The organism is Halomonas sp. SS10-MC5 (assembly GCF_015992245.1).
In the GTDB taxonomy this organism is placed as follows: domain Bacteria; phylum Pseudomonadota; class Gammaproteobacteria; order Pseudomonadales; family Halomonadaceae; genus Halomonas; species Halomonas sulfidoxydans.
On the sequence record NZ_CP065435.1, the window covers coordinates 978,021 to 995,521 of the forward strand.

Below are 17,501 nucleotides of genomic sequence, written 5' to 3' on the forward strand. Positions count from 1 at the left end.
TGGTCATACGGATCGATGGCCAGGGGGTAAGGCAAACAGGAGGCTTCGATGAGCATCTTCGATCATGTGCAGAACCGCTTCTCTCGTGTCCAGCAGGAGGAAATGAGCCTGCAGGAGTACCTGGAGCTGTGTCGTGAGGACCCCATGGCCTACGCCAGCGCCGCCGAGCGGATGCTGAAGGCCATCGGCGAACCCGAGGTGATAGACACCGCCAAGGATCCGCGGCTCTCCCGAATCTTTTCCAACAAGGTGATTCGCCGCTATCCGGCCTTCTCCGAGTTCTACGGCATGGAGGAGGCGATCGAGCAGATCGTGGCCTACTTCCGCCACGCCGCGCAGGGGCTCGAGGAGCGCAAGCAGATCCTTTATCTGCTGGGCCCGGTGGGCGGCGGCAAGTCGTCGCTGGCCGAGCGGCTCAAGCTGTTGATGGAGCGAATCCCGTTCTATGCCATCAAGGGCTCGCCGGTCTTCGAGTCGCCGCTGGGGCTGTTCTCGCCGGAGGAGGACGGTGAGCTGCTCGAGAAGGAGTACGGCATTCCGCGGCGCTACGTGAAGAGCGTGATGTCGCCCTGGGCGGCCAAGCGGCTCAAGGAGTACGGTGGCGACATCTCGCAGTTCAAGGTGGTGCGCCTGTATCCCTCGCGGCTCAACCAGATCGCCATCTCCAAGACCGAGCCGGGCGACGAGAACAACCAGGACATCTCCTCGCTGGTGGGCAAGGTCGACATCCGCCAGCTCGAGCTCTACTCCCAGGACGACCCGGATGCCTACAGCTTCTCCGGGGGGCTGTGCAAGGCCAATCAGGGGCTGATGGAGTTCATCGAGATGTTCAAGGCACCCATCAAGGTGCTGCATCCGCTGCTGACCGCGACCCAGGAGGGCAACTACAACCCCACCGAGGGCATGGGGGCGATCCCCTTCGACGGCATCGTGCTGGCCCACTCCAACGAGAGCGAGTGGCAGGCGTTCCGCAACAACCGCAACAACGAGGCGTTCCTCGATCGCGTCTACATCGTCAAGGTGCCGTACTGCCTGCGCGTGACCGAGGAGATCAACATCTACAAGAAGCTGCTCGAGCACTCTTCGCTGGCCGAAGCGCCCTGCGCGCCGGACACGCTGCGCATGCTGGCACAGTTCTCGGTGTTGTCGCGCCTCAAGGAGCCGGAGAACTCCAGCATCTATTCGAAGATGCGCGTCTACGACGGCGAGAACCTCAAGGACACCGACCCCAAGGCCAAGTCGATCCAGGAGTATCGCGATGCAGCGGGGGTCGACGAAGGCATGGACGGGCTCTCCACCCGCTTCGCCTTCAAGATCCTGTCGAAGGTGTTCAACTTCGACAACCACGAGATCGCCGCCAACCCGGTCCACCTGCTCTACGTGCTGGAGCAGCGCCTCGAGCAGGAGCACCTGCCGAAGGAGACCTTCGAGCGCTACCTGCGCTACATCAAGGAGTTCATGGCGCCGCGCTACGTCGACTTCATCGGCAAGGAGATCCAGACCGCGTATCTCGAATCCTACTCCGAGTACGGTCAGAACATCTTCGATCGCTACGTCACCTACGCCGACTTCTGGATCCAGGACCAGGAGTACCGCGATCCGGAGACCGGCGAGCTGTTCAACCGTCAGGCGCTCAACGAGGAGCTGGAGAAGATCGAAAAGCCGGCCGGCATCTCCAACCCCAAGGACTTCCGCCACGAGGTGGTCAACTTCGTGCTGCGGGCGCGGGCCCAGAACAACGGCATGAACCCCAGCTGGCAGTCCTACGAGAAGCTGCGCGGCGTGATCGAGCACAAGATGTTCGCCAACACCGAGGAGCTGCTGCCAGTGATCTCCTTCAACGCCAAGGCCTCCACGGCCGACCAGAAGAAGCACGAGGACTTCGTGGCCCGCATGAAGGAGCGTGGCTATACCGAGAAGCAGGTGCGGCTGCTCTCGGAGTGGTATCTGCGGGTGCGTAAATCGCAATAACCGGCGCGAGCCAGGAGGTCGGCATGACCTATTTCATCGATCGACGCGCCAACGCCAAGAACAAGAGCGCCGTGAACCGCCAGCGCTTCCTCGATCGCTACCGGACGCACATCAAGCGTTCGGTCGAGGAGGCCGTCAACCGCCGTTCGATCACCGACATGGAGCGTGGCGAGAAGGTCTCGATTCCGACTCGCGACATCTCGGAGCCGGTGTTCCAGCACGGCCCGGGCGGCAAGCGCACCATCGTCAGCCCCGGCAACAAGGAGTTCGTCGAGGGAGATCGCCTGCGCCGCCCCAGCGGGGGCGGCGGAGGAGATGGCTCCGGCGAGGGCGGGGCCTCCAACCAGGGCGAGGGCATGGATGAGTTCGCCTTCAGCCTGACCCGAGAAGAGTTCCTCGACTTCGTCTTCGATGGCCTGGAACTGCCGCACCTGGAGCGCAAGGCGCTCAAGGACCTGGACGAAGTGAAGCCGGTGCGCGCCGGGGTGACCCGCGATGGCGTGCCGGCGCGGATCAACATCGTGCGCTCCATGCGCGAGGCCTATGCCCGGCGCATCGCCATGCGCGCGCCCCTGCGCCGCGCGCTGCGCGCTGCACAGGAGGCGCTGGACGAGGAGGAGCGCAAGGACCCGGTGCTGCGCAACCCATCTCGCATCGCCGAACTCAAGGCCGAGATCGAGCGCCTCGAGAAGCGGCTCGAGGCGGTGCCCTTCATCGACACCTACGACCTGCGCTACAACAACCTGATCAACCAGCCGCAACCCTCGAGCAAGGCGGTGATGTTCTGCGTCATGGACGTCTCGGGCTCCATGACCCAGGCCCACAAAGACATCGCCAAGCGTTTCTTCCTGCTGTTGTACCTGTTCCTCGAGCGCAACTACGAGAAGGTCGAGCTGGTCTTCGTGCGCCACCACACCGCGGCCAAGGAGGTCGACGAAGAGGAGTTCTTCTACTCCCGGGAGACCGGCGGCACCATCGTCTCCAGTGCCCTGACCCTGGTCGACGAGATCATCACCCGGCGCTATCCGCCGACCCAGTGGAACCTCTACGTGGCCCAGGCCTCGGACGGCGACAACTGGGACGACGACTCGGTGAACTGCCGCGAACGGCTGATGAAGTCGCTGATGCCGCGCCTGCAGTACTACACCTACGTGGAGATCACCCCCCATGCCCACCAGGCGCTGTGGGAGGAGTACGAGACCGTGGCCTCCGAGTTCCCCGACCGCTTCGCCATGCGCCAGATCGTCGAGGCGGGCGATATCTATCCGGTGTTCCGCGAGCTGTTCAAGCGCCGTGCCGCCCATTGACGCGACGAGGAGGCATCATGACCCGACGCAAGCCGATCGCCACCGGTTCCGACTGGAACTTCGAGATCCTCGAGGCGTATGAGCACGAGCTGGCCAGGCTGGCCGACGAGTATCGGCTGGACACCTATCCCAACCAGATCGAGATCATCACCACCGAGCAGATGATGGATGCCTATGCCAGCGTGGGGATGCCGGTGGGCTATCATCACTGGTCGTTCGGTAAGCAGTTCCTGGCGGTCGAGCAGGCCTACCGGCGTGGCCAGATGGGGCTGGCCTACGAACTGGTGATCAACTCCGACCCCTGCATCGCCTATCTCATGGAGGAGAATACGCTGATGATGCAGGTGCTGGTGATGGCACACGCCTGCTATGGCCACAACTCCTTCTTCAAGGGCAACTACCTGTTCCGCACCTGGACCGACGCCAGCTCGATCGTCGATTACCTGGTCTTTGCCCGCAAGTACGTGGCCGAGTGCGAGGAGCGTCACGGCGTGACCGCCGTCGAGCAGCTGCTCGACGCCTGCCACGCGCTGCAGAACTACGGCGTCGACCGCTACAAGCGGCCGTCGCCGATCTCCGCCGAGGAGGAGGTGCGGCGCCAGGCGGAGCGCGAGGAGTACCTCCAGGCTCAGGTCAACACGCTATGGCGCACGATTCCCGGGCGTCAGCGGGCCGATGCCCTGCCCAGCGACCTGGACAGCGAGGAGGACCCCCTGGGGCTGCATGGGGGAGGGCGCTATCCTCCCGAGCCGCAGGAGAACCTGCTCTACTTCCTCGAGAAGAACGCGCCGCTGCTGGCGCCCTGGCAGCGCGAGATCGTGCGGATCGTGCGCAAGCTGGCGCAGTACTTCTATCCCCAGCGCCAGACCCAGGTGATGAACGAGGGCTGGGCCTCCTTCTGGCACTACACCCTGATGAACCGGCTCTACGACGAGGGCCTGGTGGACGAGGGGCTGATGCTGGAGTTCCTGCAGTCGCACACCGCGGTGGTCAGCCAGCCCGGCTTCGATAGCCCTTTCTACAGCGGCATCAACCCCTATGCGCTGGGTTTCGCCATGTTCAGCGACATCCGGCGCATGTGCGAGAACCCCACCGACGAGGATCGCGAGTGGTTCCCCGACACCGCGGGCAGCGACTGGCTCGAGGCGGTGCACTTCGCCATGCGCAACTTCAAGGACGAATCCTTCATCCAGCAGTTCCTGTCACCCAAGGTGATGCGCGACCTCAAGCTGTTCAGCATCGTCGACGACGACCAGGAGGAGATGCTCGAGGTCACCGCCATCCACGACGAGCGAGGCTATCGCCGGATCCGCGAGGCGCTGGCGCAGCAATATGCGCTGTCGCTGCGCGAGCCGAACATCCAGGTCTACGAGGCCAACATCCGTGGCAATCGCTCCCTCACCCTGCATCATGTGCAGGACAGCCGGCGTCCGATGGGCCGCAGCGTCTACCCGGTGATCCGCCACCTGCACCAGCTCTGGGGCTTCCCGGTGCGGCTGGAGTCGCTCTCGGAGGACGGGGCGGTGGTAAGACGCTACCAGTGGCCGTTACCCGACGAGGAAGGCAAGGAGTAGCCTGAGGGTTGGCGGGCCATGGGCCCGCTCACTCCCTGGTAACCCAGGACTGGCACCAGCCGCCGGGTTCGACGCTGTTCTGGGGAAAGAGCTGGCAGCCTTCGCCGCGGCGCTGGAAGAACATGCAGTTACTGCAGGTTTCGCCCTCCTCGTAGGCGGGGTGATCGCTGGCCTGCTCGGCCGCTTCGACGTAGTTCAGCGCCTGTGCCTGCTCGTCGCTGGGGTCGAGCCTCGGCAGGTCCTGGGCATAGGCTTGACGCGAGAGGACACCGATCCCCAACGGCAGGGCAGCGACACCCAGCAACCCACTGCGAAGAAACGTTCGTCGGCTCTGTCGTTTGGCCATGCAAGGTTTTTCGGCCATGGAAAGGTCTCCTGCTTCGACACGGTCCTATGAGAGGAAGAATACCCGTTTCAGGCCAGGCTGGCGCCAGGGTTGCTGCCGGCATGCACCAACCGCTCATCTGACCCGGTGAGAGGCCTGAAGTTCTGGTGTCAAGCAGGGAACACCTTTTCTATCCGGGTCGCAATTGCCGAATGTATCGCAGCGTTGCCGTCCGGTGTCGGTCGGTTTCGGAAAGCCGGGCGCGCCAGCGGCGTGGCCCCGTCGAGGTGGACGCATCAGCGGCGGTAAACCTGGCCCCGCTGCCCTACATTGGTTAGGGTGGGTTCACACTGCTGCTGCAAGGATGCCGTTATGCCGTGGATCAAGATCCTGCACATCGCCACGCTGCTGTGCTGGTGTGCGGCGCTGCTCTATCTGCCGGCTCTGCTGCTGGCAAGCGCCAGGGCGCGTGGAGGAGAGGCCACCTTCGACGTGCCTGCTCCGGCTCTGCTGCGCTTCTTCTTCACCCATGTCGCCACCCCCTTCGCCCTGCTGGCGATCATGAGCGGCACGCTGCTGTTCATCGTCGGGCGGTTGACCGGCGGATGGCTGGTGCTGAAGTTGATGGCGGTGAGCGGCATGGTGCTGTGCCATGTCCTGTGCGGTGCCCTGATCGTGCGACTGGAGCAGGAGCAGTATCGATTCCTGGCACCTGCCAGCGGGCTGCTCGCTGCCACCTCCGCGGCGCTGATGCTCACCGTGCTGGTGCTGGTGCTGAGCAAGCCATTCGACTGAGGCATGACAAGGAGAGTCACGATGCCGGATCCCACCCAGTCTGCCTCACTTGTCGTCGATCTCGACGCCCACCGCCTTCTCGTAGACCAGCGTGCCGCCAAGGGCGCCGGTGAGGCCGACCAGGACAGCGGTGAGGAGGGACAGGGCGATGGCCCAGGGCAGCAGGTCGGCGGCGTCCAGGTAGCGCCACAGCCAGTTGAGCGAGGCCAGAGACAGCATCATCACCGCCACGATGGCGTGACACCAGCCGAGAAGCTTGCGTCGGATCCGATAGATCGTGACAAGGTCGATCAGGCCCACGGTGCTGGCGATCCAGCCACTCAGTGCGCCGATACCGGCCAACCACAGGCTCGCCTCGGCCCAGAATGGGTTTCCGGAATAGAGGTAGGCGGCATCGCTGCCGACCAGCAGCAGCAGGCAGGCGACGGGAAAGTGCACCAGGGTCGGATGCATGGGGTGGCCGAAGATGGCAATGCGGCTATTGATGGTGCGGATCGGTTGGTCGGCCATGTTCGCGTCCTTTGCGATCGGTTCAGGGCTCTCCCTGGCATTCAACGCCCTGGCCGGCATCGGGTCAACTGCTCGGGCCGGCCCCCTTGGTGGACCCTGTGGCTGCCAGGCCTGCTGGCCGGCTGCGGCGGCGAGATGTCGATCCTGGACGCCGCGGGGTCGGCCGCTCGCCAGCAGTTCTGGATCTGGTGGGCCATGCTGGGCGTCGCCGTCGCCGTCTCGCTCGGGGTCTATGCGCTGTGGTTCTACACCTTCCGTCGCCGCGAGCCGCCGCCTCGCACGCCGCGCGAGGAGCGGCGCATCATGCTGCGCTGGGTGCTGGGCGGCGGCATTGCGCTGCCGGTGGCCAGCATCATAGCGCTGCTGGTGTTCGCCGCACCTACCGGCCGCGGCATGCTGCCGCTCCCGGATGACGGCGCCGAGCGCATCGAGGTGATCGCCCACCAGTGGTGGTGGGAGGTGCGCTATCCCGGCGAGGAGGGGGAGCGCGACGTGGTCACCGCCAACCGCCTGGTGATGCCGGCCGGCGAGCCCGTCGACTTCCGCCTCACCAGCACCGACGTCATCCATGCCTTCTGGATACCGCGCCTGGGCGGCAAGCGCGACATGATCCCCGGGCGGTACAGCAGCGTTCGCCTCGAGGCCGACTCGCCTGGGGTGTTCGGGGCGCAGTGCGCCGAATACTGCGGTGCGCAGCACACCCACATGCTGCTTCACGTCGAGGCGCTGGAGCGCGGCGACTACGATGCCTGGCTCGCCGAGCGGCGCCCGCCGCCGGGACCCGGCGAAGGCTTCGCCGAGGCGAAGGAAGCCTTCGGCGAGCACTGCGCGGCCTGTCACACGGTGGGGGGATTCGCCGAGGAACTCGTCGACGACGACCTGGAGCACGACATTCGCGGCCCCGACCTCAGCGACATCGGCTCCCGCCCGACGCTGGGGGCCGGCGTGCTGCCCATGGAGGAGGGCGCCATCGCCTACTGGCTGCAGCACCACCAGACGCTCAAGCCCGGCAACAGGATGCCGGCCCATGACCATATCGATACCGAGACGTTGCAGGCGATCGGTGCCTGGCTGGAGACGTTGGAACCATGAGTGATGCCAAGGACGCTACCCTGACTCCCGAGGTTCGCCGCCTGCACAAGGGCATGGCCGAGGTCTGGGCCAATCCGCGCGGCCTGGGTGCTCTCACCGTGGTCAACCATACCAGCGTCGGGCTGCGTTTCATGGTCACCGGGGCGGCGTTCTTCCTGATCGGCGGGCTGTTGGCAATGTTGATCCGCACCCAGCTCGCCTTCCCCGACAACGACTTCATGTCGCACGAGATCTACAACCAGGTCTTCACCATGCACGGCACGGTGATGATGTTCCTGTTCGCCATTCCCATCCTCGAAGGGGTGGCGATCTACCTGATCCCCAAGATGATCGGTGCGCGCGACCTGGTCTGCCCGCGGCTCTCCGCCTTCGGCTATTTCTGCTACCTGTTCGGCGGCATCATCCTGGTCTCGAGCCTGCTGTTCGAGATGGCGCCGGCCAGCGGCTGGTTCATGTACACCCCGCTCAGCAGCGGCGACTACTCGCCCGGGCGCGGCTCGGACTTCTGGCTGCTCGGCATCACCTTCGTCGAGATCTCGGCGCTCTCGGCCGGGGTGGAGCTGGTGGTGTCGATCCTGCGCACGCGCACCGAAGGCATGGCGCTGCACAAGATGCCGCTGTTCGCCTGGTACATCCTGGCCATGGCGCTGATGATCGTGGTCGGCTTCCCGCCGCTGATCCTCGGCAGCATCCTGCTCGAACTGGAGCGCGCCACCGGCATGCCGTTCTTCGATGTGGCCGGCGGCGGTGACCCGGTGCTGTGGGCGCACCTGTTCTGGCTGTTCGGCCACCCCGAGGTCTATATCATCTTCCTGCCGGGGGCGGGCATCGTCTCGACCCTGATCCCGGTCTTCGCCCGGCGCCCCATCGTCGGCTATGGCTGGGTGGTGGCGGCCATCGCCATCATGGGCTTCGTCAGCTTCGGCCTGTGGGTGCATCACATGTTCACGCTGGGCATCCCGCAGCTGGCGCTGGCCTTCTTCTCGGCGGCGAGCATGCTGGTGGCGATTCCTACCGGCATCCAGATCTTCGTCTGGCTCTCCACGCTGTGGCTGGGGCGGCCGGTGATGTCACTGCCGATGCTGTGGGTCGCCGGTTTCCTGGTGATCTTCGTGCTGGGCGGGCTCACCGGCGTGATGCTGGCGCTGGTGCCGTTCAACTGGCAGGTCCACGACACCCACTTCGTGGTCGCCCACATGCACTACGTGCTGGTGGGCGGCATGCTGTTCCCGCTGATCGCCGGGCTTTACTACTGGCTGCCGCTGATCTCGGGGCGGATGCCCTCCGCGCGGCTGGGCAAGTGGAGCTTCTGGCTGATCTTCCTCGGCTTCAACACCACCTTCCTGGTCATGCACTGGACGGGGCTGTTGGGCATGCGCCGGCGCGTGTTCACCTACGACACCACCATGGGATGGGACATTTACAACCTGATCTCTTCCGTTGGCGGGTTCATGATGTCCGCCGGCGTGGCGCTGCTGATCCTCGACGTGGCGCTGCATTTCCGCTTCGGCAGGAGGGCGCCGCAGAACCCCTGGAACGCCGACGGCCTTGAGTGGGCCATGCCCAAGCCGCCGACACCCTACAACTTCGTCAGCCTGCCACGGCTGGAGACGCGCCACCCGCTGTGGGAGGACCCGGCACTGCCACGTACCATCGTCGAGGGGCGCCACGGCCTCGGCACCATCGACCACGGCCGGCGCGAGACCTGGGGCAGCGACCCCCTGACCGGCAAGCTGCGCGAGGTCGTCCATCTACCCACCAACTCCTGGTGGCCGTTCTTCGCCGCCCTGGCGCTGGCGGTGGTCTGCCTCTGCCTGCTGGCCAGGCTCTATCCGCTGGCGGGTATCGCCACGCTGGTGGCCGGCGTGTTCCTGCTGCGCTGGTCATGGGAGAACGGGGCTCACCCCAGGGCCGCTCCCGATGCCAGGGTGGCCCCCGGTCAGCCGCCGCTGCATTCGCGCACCATGAACGGCCCCGGGGTCTGGGCCATGTCGGTCTCGCACCTGGCCAACGGCTCGTTCTACCTCTCGCTGCTGTTCGGCTGGTTCTACCTGTGGACCGTGGCGCCCGAGTGGCAGATGCCGGCAACGTCGCCGCTCTCGTTGCCGCTGCTGGTGGGGGCGGGCCTCGCCCTGACGCTGGGAGGCGTGTGGCTAGCCAAGCTGGTACGCCGGCTGCGTCGGGGCAACGACTCGGGGCTTGGCGGTGGCATGTACCTGGCCGCCGGGCTCGGTGCACTGCAGTCGGCGCTGCTCGGCCTGGCGATCTGGCAGGCACCGCTGGCGCCTGGCGAAACCGCCCACGATGCCACTCTGCTGGTGGCGCTGGTCTACGTCCTGATCCATGCGCTGCTGGGGGCGCTGCTGTGCCTGCTGCAGGGGCTGCGGGTCGGCTATGGCTACGTTGGCGCCGAGGCCCCCATGGAGCCGGTAGTGGTGCTGCGCCTGTGGTACTACAACCTGGTCGTCTACTGGTCCCTGCTCGTCGCCCTCTGGCTGCTGCCGACGGTATTGGGAGGGGCGTCATGAAGCGCTTGCTGAGACTGACTCATCCGATTCACCTGGTCAGTGGCCTCACCATCTGGGCCGTCTGGTTCGTGGCGATCTACGCCGGGCTCTCGGTGGCCTGCTCGGTGGCGCCCCCCGACCCCGGACGCGACATGCTGACCGGCATCAATCTCGCTGTCGGGGTGGCCACGCTCGCCACCACCGCGCTGCTGCTGTGGTTGAGCTGGGCCAGCGTGGCGGCGGGGCGCAGGGCGGAGCGGCGGCGCGAGTGCTACTTTGCCTATCTGTCGGCCGGGGTCTTCCTGTTCTCGGCGGGCGGCACCCTGTTCGTCGGCTACCCGGTGGTCTTCCTGCCGCCCTGCGTCTAGCCGGCGCGAAGCATGCGCCGGGCCAGGGCGCGATTCAGCCGACGCCGGTGGCCTGCTATACTCGCGCCAGGTCGCGGCGAATGCCTGCCGCGGTGGAACCCGACTGGGGGCAAGACGAGGGAGAGCCTGATGCAGAATGCCGTGATCCTGATCAATACCGACAAGGGCCAGGTCAAGGCGGTGGCCGAGCGGCTCGCCGATGTCGAGGGAATCAGCGAAGTCTACTCCACCTGTGGCCGCTACGACCTGGTGGCGATCGCCCGCACCCGTGACTTCGAGAGCCTGGCCGAGCTGGTCACCGAGCGCCTCAATGCCGTCGAGGGTATTCGCGACACCGAGACCCTCAATGCCATGCAGGTGCACTCCCGGCACGACCTTGAGACCATGTTTTCGCTGGGTTGGTAGCCTGGCGCCTTTCCCATACTGACCGAACCTGCCGCTGCCGCCATGTGTCGGCAGCGGCGCCCCCTTGGATCGATCCATGGCCCTAGCACGTTCCCGCAGCCGGCGCCGCCGCACCTCGCTGCCACGCTGGCGCTCTCGCGTCCGCCAGTTCGCCGTCACCCTCGTCTTTGTCGCGGTCGGCAGCGGCCTGTGGTACGCCCAGGAGCAGGAGTACCGCGACCAGCTGAGCTGGATGGGGGTGCCCGCCTGGGAAAGCCCGACGCCGCTGAGCGTGCACCGCGTGCTGCGCAACGACGGCTTCCTGGTCGGCTGGTCCGACGTGCGGGTCAACCCGCTGTGGGTGAGCTACCTGCTGCATGAAGTGGAGGACCCTCGCGCCGGCCCCCGGCCCGAGTTTCGCCAGGATTGGCGCACCCTGTGGCCGATCGGGGCCGACAGCTACTTCGGCAGCGGCTACGACCGCGGCCACCTGGCGCCGAACTACGCCATCGCCGCGGTGCATGGGCGGCGTGCCCAGGAGCAATCGTTCCTGATGAGCAATATCTCGCCCCAACGGCCGGATCTCAATCGGCGGCTCTGGCAGCGCCTCGAGGAGGTGGTGATCGACCACTTCGTGCCGCGCTTCGGCGTGGTGCAGGTGATCACAGGCCCGATCTTCCCCGAGCGCTTCCTCGACAACGTCACCAACCGGGTGGGGCTGGTCGAGGTTCCCGAGGCTTTCTTCAAGATCGTCGTGGTGCCGGCAGAGACGCCGCGGGCGCTGGCCTTCATCATGCCCCAGGAGGTGCGTGGCGACGAACCGCTGGACGACTACCTTGTGAGCATCGACGAAGTGGAGGCGCGCACGGGGTTGAATTTCTTCCCGCGCCTGCCCGAGGCGGTCGCCGAAGCGCTGGAGGGAGAAGTGGTGGCCGAGGGGTGGGCATTAGAGGAGGTGGCGCGCCTTCCTTCTCGTTATTAAAAAGTCGCTGCGCGAGCGAATCGCAGGCACAAAAAAACCGCGATTGGTCGCGGTTCTTTTCATTCATCGATTCGCTCTGGCGATGTGTCAGCCTGCATGACGCAATCCGCTCGTAAGAGCGGTGGTGCCCAGGAGAGGACTTGAACCTCCACGTCCGTAAGGACACTAGCACCTGAAGCTAGCGCGTCTACCAATTCCGCCACCTGGGCGCATCATGCCGTTGTCGTTATCGCCGCGTGTCCGCGTGTCTGGGATGGTGCCCAGGAGAGGACTTGAACCTCCACGTCCGTAAGGACACTAGCACCTGAAGCTAGCGCGTCTACCAATTCCGCCACCTGGGCGAACACGAGCGATTCGAGCTGACAAAGAGCGGGGCTGCCCGGCCCAGCCATCGTTCCGAAGAAGGCGATGGTGCCCAGAAGAGGACTTGAACCTCCACGTCCGTAAGGACACTAGCACCTGAAGCTAGCGCGTCTACCAATTCCGCCATCTGGGCAGGCGACGCGTATCTTACCCAATTTATGGCCCAATGCAAGAGCGACGGGCGAAATTCGCCCCGCGCCGGGCGGTTCGGACGGTGTCGGGGCGGCGTTCGTCGGGTCTGCCCCGGGTGGGTCGTGTTGCCGGAGGCTGCCGCCATGGTTGGGCCGAGCCGGCACCGGCGCTATACTGCGGGGCATGACAAACGACTCCATTAGCAAGACCCTACGCCCGCGGCCTCTCTCCCGCGCCCTTCCCGGAACGCTGCCCCCGTTGCCAAGGATGCCCCACGCATGACCCATTGGACGCTCAGCGACGACCCCCATGCCAGCCGCGAGGCCCACAAGTACGACAAGCCGGCGCCAAGCCGCGAGTACCTGCTGGCGCGCCTGGAAGCGTATGGCAAGCCGATCACCCACGAGAAGATGAGTCGCCTGCTGGGCCTCGAGGACGAGGAGCTGCAGGAGGCGGTGCGCCGCCGGCTGGCGGCCATGGAGCGCGACGGCCAGGTGCTGCGCAACCGCGCCGGCGCCTATGCCTTGATCGACAAGCTCGACCTGATCAAGGGCAAGGTGCTGGGGCATCGCGACGGCTTCGGTTTCGTGCTGCGCGACGACGGCAAGAAGCCAGACCTGGTGCTGCCGCCGAGGCAGATGCGCCGGGTCTTCCATGGCGACTACGTGCTGGTGCGCATCAGCGGGCGCGACCGCCGCGGCCGTGACGAGGCGACCATCGCCGAGGTGCTGTCGCGCAATACCCAGACCATCGTCGGGGTCTATCGCGAGAACACCTCCGAGTTCGGCGTGCTGATTCCCGAGAACCCGCGCATCACCCAGGAAGTGATCGTCCCGCATAGCGCCTGCGGTGGGGCGCGCGACGGCCAGGTGGTGTCGGCCAGGATCGTGCAGCAGCCCGAGACCCGGGTGCAGCCGGTGGGAGAGGTGGTCGAGGTGCTCGGCGAGCGCATGGATCCGGGTATGGAAATCGACATTGCCATCCGCAGCTACGAGATCCCGGCCGAGTTTCCCCCCGAGGTCCACGATCAGATCGCCGGGATGTCCGCCGAGGTGGCCGAGCAGGACAAGCAGCATCGCATCGACTTGCGTCACCTGCCGCTGGTGACCATCGACGGCGAGGACGCCAAGGATTTCGACGACGCGGTATACGCCTGGAAGACCAAGTCCGGGAGCTGGAAGCTGCTCGTCGCTATTGCCGACGTCTCCCACTACGTGCGTCCGGGCAGTGCGCTCGACGAGGAGGCGATACGCCGCGGCAACTCGGTCTACTTCCCCGGGCAGGTGGTGCCGATGTTGCCCGAGCTGCTCTCCAACGGGCTGTGCTCGCTCAATCCGCACGTCGACCGCCTGGCCATGGTTTGCGAGATGAATATCTCCAAGAGCGGGACGATCAGCCGCTATCACTTCTACGAGGCGGTGTTCCAGTCGCATGCCCGGCTCACCTACAACAAGGTGGCGGCGATTCTCGACGACGACGATCCCGAGGGCGATGCGCTGCGCCTCGAGTATCGCGAGCTGGTCAAGCCGCTCAAGGAGCTGCACCAGCTCTACAAGGTGCTGCGCCAGGCTCGCGAGGAGCGGGGTGCCATCGACTTCGAGACCACCGAAACGGCGATCGTCTTCAACGAGGAGCGCAAGATCGAGAAGATCGTGCCGCGCACCCGCAACGATGCCCACAAGCTCATCGAGGAGTGCATGCTGGCGGCCAACGTGGCCACCGCGCGCTTCCTCGACAAGCACGACCTGCCGGCGCTCTACCGCATCCACGAGCGGCCCGCGCCGGAGCGCCTCGACAAGCTGCGCCTGTTCCTCAACGAGCTGGGGCTCTCGGTGGGCGGCGGCGACGAGCCCACGCCGCAGGACTACCAGGCCCTGGCCGAGGCGATCCGCGGTCGCCCGGACGCCGACGTGATCCAGACCGTGATGCTGCGCTCGATGAGCCAGGCGGTCTATTCGCCGCACAACGAAGGGCACTTCGGCCTGGCTTATCCGGCCTACGCCCATTTCACCTCGCCGATTCGCCGCTACCCCGACCTGCTGGTGCACCGGGCGATCCGCTCGGTGATCCGCGGGCCGCGCCAGACCAACACAGTGCTGCGCGCCGAGGGGGGGCCGGTGGAGCCACCCAGCAAGTGGTGCCCCTACACCTTCGAGCAGATGCTCGAGCTCGGCGAGCACTGCTCGATGACCGAGCGCCGCGCCGACGACGCCACCCGCGACGTGGAGGACTGGCTCAAGTGCGAGTTCATGTCCGACAAGCTCGGCGAGGTCTATGAAGGCACCATCGCCTCGGTGACCCAGTTCGGTATCTTCGTGCGCCTCGACGAGGTCTATGTCGAGGGGCTGGTGCACGTCACCTCGCTGCCCTCCGACTATTACCACTACGAGCCCGAGAAGCACCGCCTCAAGGGCGAACGCACCGGCATGAGCTACCGCCTGGGTGACGGCGTCACGGTCCAGGTGGCGCGCGTGGACCTGAACGATCGCAAGATCGATTTCGCCCTCGAGGACGAGAAGCCGCGGCCCAGGCGCGAGCCGCGCAAGCGGCGCGGGGCAGGCGAGGCGACCGTTTCCCCCGAGCCCGGCGTCGGCAAGGCCCAGGCCGATGACAAGGGTGGCAAGGGCAGGGGTGGCAAGCGACGTCGTGGCCCGCGCAAGCCGAAGGCGCGTAGCTGATGTCGCAGGGACGCAAGGAGCCGCGGCGCGACAGCGGCCGCAAGAGAGCGCCGCGCCGCCCATCCAGCCTGCCAGGCGGACTCGACGCGGTGTTTGGCGTGCACGCGGTGCGTGCCCTGCTGGCGCGCGGCGAAGTGCCCCGGGTGCTGTGGGTCCAGGAGGGCGAGGCGCAGCAGCGTCTCGTCGAGCTGATCGACCAGGCTCGCCGTGGCGGGGCGCGAATCGAGCCGCACCCGCGCGAGGAACTGGACCGCCTGGCCCAGGAGGCGTCGCACCAGGGTATCGTCGCCTTCGCCGCGCCGCTCGCCTTCGAGAGCGAGGCGGCGCTGTGGTTCAAGCTCGAGGCCTGGCCTCACGGGGCACCGCCGCTGCTGCTGGTCCTCGATGGGGTCACCGACGTGCACAACTTTGGCGCCTGCCTGCGCAGTGCCGATGCCGCCGGCGTGCATGGCGTGATCGTGCCCAAGGACAAGTCGGCGCCGCTCAACGCCACGGTGCGCAAGGTGGCCTGCGGGGCCGCCGAGGGCGTGCCGGTCTATCAGGTGACCAACCTGGCCCGTGCCCTGGCCCGGCTCAAGGAGTTCGGCGTATGGATCACCGGCACTGCCGGCGAGGCCGAGGCCATGCTCTTCGAGGCCGAGTTCACCGGCCCCACGGCGCTGGTGATGGGCGCCGAGGGCAAGGGCATGCGCCGCCTGACTCGCGAGGCCTGCGACGGCCTGGTCAAGCTGCCCATGGCCGGCAGCGTCACCAGCCTCAATGTCTCGGTGGCCACCGGGATCTGCCTGTTCGAGGCGGTGCGCCAGCGTCGCGGTGTCGGCGACTGAGCCGCGAACCGCCTTCCTGTCTTGCAAGTGGCGGCTCGGATCACTAGAATGCAGGCGCCCGTTCCTGCGTGAGCGGGCATTGCCATTTTCGACTATCACCTCCTTGCTTCCCTTGAGTGCCGGTCCGGTATGGAGCGGGCGCCACGCGGAAGCTGCCAACCCGAAAGGAGATCCCATGCGTCATTACGAGATCGTGTTCATGGTCCACCCGGACCAGAGCGAGCAAGTGCCGTCCATGGTCGAGCGTTACTCCAGCATCGTCACCGAGAGCGGTGGCACCGTGCATCGCCTGGAGGACTGGGGCCGTCGTCACCTGGCCTACCCGATCAACAAGATCCACAAGGCTCACTACGTGCTGATGAACGTCGAGTGCAGCGGCGAGACCCTCGAGGAGATCGAGAACATCTTCCGCTTCAACGACGCCATCATTCGCAGCCTGGTGGTGCGCTGCAAGGAAGCCATCACCGAAGCTTCGCCGATGATGAAGCCGGCAGACGACAAGCGTGCGCGTCGCGAAGAGAAGCCGCGCGCCGAAGAAACTGCCGAAGCCAACTGATCGCACGTACCGAGGAGTCTTTACATGGCACGCTTTTTCCGCCGTCGCAAGTTCTGCCGTTTCACCGCTGAAGGCGTGAAGCAGATCGACTACAAGGATCTGGATACGCTCAAGGCCTACATCACCGAAACCGGCAAGATCGTACCCAGCCGCATCACCGGTACCAAGGCCCGTTACCAGCGTCAGCTGGCTACCGCCATCAAGCGCGCGCGCTACCTGGCTCTGCTGCCTTACACCGACAGCCACCAGTAAGCCGCGACTCGATGTTGCCGATTGCCCGATGGCTGATGCGCGGCACGCCCTACGCCGCAGGCGGGGCGGCGCTGGCAGCGTTCGTGCCCTGGCTGTTCTGGCTGAGCGGCGCCATCGTGGCCCTGGTCACGCTACGCCGCGGCCTGTCGCCGGCGTTGCCGGTGCTGGTGGCGGCAGCCATCCCCACCGGCTGGTGGTGGACCCAGGGCGATGCCATCCCGCTGGCCAGCGTGCTGCTGGTGGCGTTGATGGCGGTGGTGCTGCGCTCCCGCATGCGCTGGAGCGAGGCGCTGATCGTCGGCACCCTGGCTACGGCGGCGTTGATCCAGCTCGGCGTCTTCGTGCCGCCGGGCGGCACCGGGCCGCTGCTGGAGCAGCTGCGCCAGGGCTCGGACGAGATCGACCGCATGCTGGCCGAGCTGGTGCGACAGGGCTACGACACCGAAGAGCTGGCGTCGCTGCTGATCGGTGGCATTACCGGCCTGGTCGTGCTGATTGCCGCCATCGGCTGCCTGGCACTGGCACGGGCGTGGCAGGCGGGGCTCTACAACCCCGGCGGCTTTCGCCAGGAGTTCCATGCGCTGCGCCTGGCGCCGCGCGAACTCGCGCTGCTGGTACTGTTCGGCGTGGTGGGCATGGTGCTGGACCTGCCGTCGCTCTCCATGCTGGTCTGGGTGCCGCTGCTGGTGGCCGGAATGGCACTGGTGCACGGCTTCATCGGGATGAAGGGTATGAACGGGCTGTGGCTGATCGCCTTCTACGTACTGCTGATCACCACCTGGCCCATGATTCTGATAGTGCTGCTGGTGGCCTTCATCGACGTGTTCGTGGATTTCCGCGGCCGTCTGGCCCCTCGCAGCGACTGACAAGAGGTTAAC

Annotated in this window: 16 protein-coding genes and 3 tRNA genes; 14 read left to right on the plus strand and 5 right to left on the minus strand. The window is 66.1% G+C overall.

Annotation, left to right across the window (positions count from 1 at the left end; all coding sequences use genetic code 11):
* Positions 1-48: 48 nt before the first annotated feature.
* The 3 genes from I4484_RS04610 to I4484_RS04620 are packed head-to-tail and all read left to right on the plus strand — an operon-like array spanning position 49 to position 4,852.
* Positions 49-1,971, plus strand: a complete 1,923-nt coding sequence (locus tag I4484_RS04610; RefSeq protein WP_197449834.1) for a PrkA family serine protein kinase — start codon at positions 49-51, stop codon at positions 1,969-1,971.
* A 23-nt stretch (positions 1,972-1,994) separates the two neighbouring features.
* Positions 1,995-3,278 carry a YeaH/YhbH family protein gene (locus tag I4484_RS04615; RefSeq protein WP_197449835.1) on the plus strand — a complete coding sequence of 428 codons (1,284 nt, stop codon included), beginning with the start codon at positions 1,995-1,997 and terminating at the stop codon, positions 3,276-3,278.
* Between the two features lie 17 nt (positions 3,279-3,295).
* Complete coding sequence (locus I4484_RS04620; RefSeq protein WP_197449836.1) at positions 3,296-4,852, plus strand: SpoVR family protein; 1,557 nt, start codon at positions 3,296-3,298, stop codon at positions 4,850-4,852.
* A gap of 28 nt (positions 4,853-4,880) precedes the next feature.
* Here I4484_RS04620 and I4484_RS04625 read toward each other — a convergent pair whose 3' ends face one another.
* Positions 4,881-5,198 carry a high-potential iron-sulfur protein gene (locus I4484_RS04625; protein ID WP_197450924.1) on the minus strand — a complete coding sequence of 106 codons (318 nt, stop codon included), beginning with the start codon at positions 5,196-5,198 and terminating at the stop codon, positions 4,881-4,883.
* 351 nt (positions 5,199-5,549) lie between these two features.
* On the opposite strand from I4484_RS04625, the gene I4484_RS04630 reads away from it, so the two are divergent.
* On the plus strand, positions 5,550-5,972 hold the full coding sequence (locus I4484_RS04630; RefSeq protein ID WP_197449837.1) for a CopD family protein: 423 nt from the start codon (positions 5,550-5,552) through the stop codon (positions 5,970-5,972).
* A 45-nt stretch (positions 5,973-6,017) separates the two neighbouring features.
* Here the strand turns inward: I4484_RS04630 and I4484_RS04635 are convergent, their stop codons facing one another.
* Positions 6,018-6,482, minus strand: coding sequence for a DUF2231 domain-containing protein (locus I4484_RS04635; RefSeq protein ID WP_197449838.1), 465 nt, complete (start codon positions 6,480-6,482; stop codon positions 6,018-6,020).
* Positions 6,483-6,617: 135 nt separating this feature from the next.
* Here I4484_RS04635 and coxB point away from each other — a divergent pair, with 135 nt between their 5' ends.
* The 5 genes from coxB to I4484_RS04660 all read left to right on the plus strand — a co-directional run bounded on the left by coxB (position 6,618) and on the right by I4484_RS04660 (position 11,815).
* Entirely contained in the window at positions 6,618-7,574 is a 957-nt protein-coding gene (coxB, locus tag I4484_RS04640; RefSeq protein ID WP_234283582.1) for a cytochrome c oxidase subunit II, read from the plus strand.
* A complete protein-coding gene (ctaD, locus tag I4484_RS04645; RefSeq protein ID WP_197449840.1) occupies positions 7,571-10,102 on the plus strand; it encodes a cytochrome c oxidase subunit I in 2,532 nt (843 codons plus the stop codon). The genes coxB and ctaD overlap by 4 nt, the downstream gene beginning before the upstream one ends.
* A complete protein-coding gene (locus I4484_RS04650; protein ID WP_197449841.1) occupies positions 10,099-10,449 on the plus strand; it encodes a hypothetical protein in 351 nt (116 codons plus the stop codon). Before ctaD ends, I4484_RS04650 begins: the two co-directional genes overlap by 4 nt.
* A 129-nt stretch (positions 10,450-10,578) precedes the next feature.
* Entirely contained in the window at positions 10,579-10,854 is a 276-nt protein-coding gene (locus I4484_RS04655) for an Lrp/AsnC family transcriptional regulator (protein WP_043510462.1), read from the plus strand.
* A gap of 76 nt (positions 10,855-10,930) precedes the next feature.
* The gene (locus tag I4484_RS04660) at positions 10,931-11,815 is read left to right on the plus strand and encodes a DNA/RNA non-specific endonuclease (RefSeq protein WP_197449842.1); all 885 of its coding nucleotides are present in this window, start codon (positions 10,931-10,933) and stop codon (positions 11,813-11,815) included.
* Between the two features lie 122 nt (positions 11,816-11,937).
* Here the strand turns inward: I4484_RS04660 and I4484_RS04665 are convergent.
* The 3 genes from I4484_RS04665 to I4484_RS04675 form a co-directional block, all read right to left on the minus strand.
* Positions 11,938-12,024, minus strand: a tRNA-Leu gene (locus I4484_RS04665).
* Between the two features lie 45 nt (positions 12,025-12,069).
* Positions 12,070-12,156 (minus strand) — tRNA-Leu (locus I4484_RS04670).
* Positions 12,157-12,224: 68 nt separating this feature from the next.
* A tRNA-Leu gene (locus I4484_RS04675) sits at positions 12,225-12,311 on the minus strand.
* A 277-nt stretch (positions 12,312-12,588) separates the two neighbouring features.
* On the opposite strand from I4484_RS04675, the gene rnr reads away from it, so the two are divergent.
* The 5 genes from rnr to I4484_RS04700 all read left to right on the plus strand — a co-directional run bounded on the left by rnr (position 12,589) and on the right by I4484_RS04700 (position 17,489).
* Positions 12,589-14,988 (plus strand): ribonuclease R, encoded by a 2,400-nt coding sequence (rnr, locus tag I4484_RS04680; RefSeq protein ID WP_197449843.1) that lies wholly within the window; start codon positions 12,589-12,591, stop codon positions 14,986-14,988.
* Positions 14,988-15,815, plus strand: coding sequence for a 23S rRNA (guanosine(2251)-2'-O)-methyltransferase RlmB (rlmB, locus tag I4484_RS04685; RefSeq protein WP_234283581.1), 828 nt, complete (start codon positions 14,988-14,990; stop codon positions 15,813-15,815). The genes rnr and rlmB overlap by 1 nt, the downstream gene beginning before the upstream one ends.
* A 175-nt stretch (positions 15,816-15,990) precedes the next feature.
* Complete coding sequence (rpsF, locus tag I4484_RS04690; protein WP_197449844.1) at positions 15,991-16,371, plus strand: 30S ribosomal protein S6; 381 nt, start codon at positions 15,991-15,993, stop codon at positions 16,369-16,371.
* Positions 16,372-16,395: 24 nt separating this feature from the next.
* Positions 16,396-16,623 carry a 30S ribosomal protein S18 gene (rpsR, locus tag I4484_RS04695; protein WP_010629658.1) on the plus strand — a complete coding sequence of 76 codons (228 nt, stop codon included), beginning with the start codon at positions 16,396-16,398 and terminating at the stop codon, positions 16,621-16,623.
* An 11-nt stretch (positions 16,624-16,634) separates the two neighbouring features.
* A complete protein-coding gene (locus I4484_RS04700; protein ID WP_197449845.1) occupies positions 16,635-17,489 on the plus strand; it encodes a hypothetical protein in 855 nt (284 codons plus the stop codon).
* Positions 17,490-17,501: the final 12 nt, after the last annotated feature.

Bases quoted from the DNA above. Each gene is read 5' to 3' on its own strand.
- rpsR (WP_010629658.1), top strand. From the start codon at position 16,396: ATGGCACGCTTTTTCCGCCGTCGCAAGTTCTGCCGTTTCACCGCTGAA.
- I4484_RS04655 (WP_043510462.1), top strand. From the start codon at position 10,579: ATGCAGAATGCCGTGATCCTGATCAATACCGACAAGGGCCAGGTCAAG.
- I4484_RS04610 (WP_197449834.1), top strand. From the start codon at position 49: ATGAGCATCTTCGATCATGTGCAGAACCGCTTCTCTCGTGTCCAGCAG.
- I4484_RS04630 (WP_197449837.1), top strand. From the start codon at position 5,550: ATGCCGTGGATCAAGATCCTGCACATCGCCACGCTGCTGTGCTGGTGT.
- I4484_RS04635 (WP_197449838.1), bottom strand. From the start codon at position 6,482: ATGGCCGACCAACCGATCCGCACCATCAATAGCCGCATTGCCATCTTC.
- I4484_RS04615 (WP_197449835.1), top strand. From the start codon at position 1,995: ATGACCTATTTCATCGATCGACGCGCCAACGCCAAGAACAAGAGCGCC.
- I4484_RS04620 (WP_197449836.1), top strand. From the start codon at position 3,296: ATGACCCGACGCAAGCCGATCGCCACCGGTTCCGACTGGAACTTCGAG.
- coxB (WP_234283582.1), top strand. From the start codon at position 6,618: ATGTCGATCCTGGACGCCGCGGGGTCGGCCGCTCGCCAGCAGTTCTGG.
- I4484_RS04650 (WP_197449841.1), top strand. From the start codon at position 10,099: ATGAAGCGCTTGCTGAGACTGACTCATCCGATTCACCTGGTCAGTGGC.
- I4484_RS04660 (WP_197449842.1), top strand. From the start codon at position 10,931: ATGGCCCTAGCACGTTCCCGCAGCCGGCGCCGCCGCACCTCGCTGCCA.
- rnr (WP_197449843.1), top strand. From the start codon at position 12,589: ATGACCCATTGGACGCTCAGCGACGACCCCCATGCCAGCCGCGAGGCC.
- I4484_RS04625 (WP_197450924.1), bottom strand. From the start codon at position 5,198: ATGGCCAAACGACAGAGCCGACGAACGTTTCTTCGCAGTGGGTTGCTG.
- I4484_RS04700 (WP_197449845.1), top strand. From the start codon at position 16,635: ATGTTGCCGATTGCCCGATGGCTGATGCGCGGCACGCCCTACGCCGCA.
- rlmB (WP_234283581.1), top strand. From the start codon at position 14,988: ATGTCGCAGGGACGCAAGGAGCCGCGGCGCGACAGCGGCCGCAAGAGA.
- ctaD (WP_197449840.1), top strand. From the start codon at position 7,571: ATGAGTGATGCCAAGGACGCTACCCTGACTCCCGAGGTTCGCCGCCTG.
- rpsF (WP_197449844.1), top strand. From the start codon at position 15,991: ATGCGTCATTACGAGATCGTGTTCATGGTCCACCCGGACCAGAGCGAG.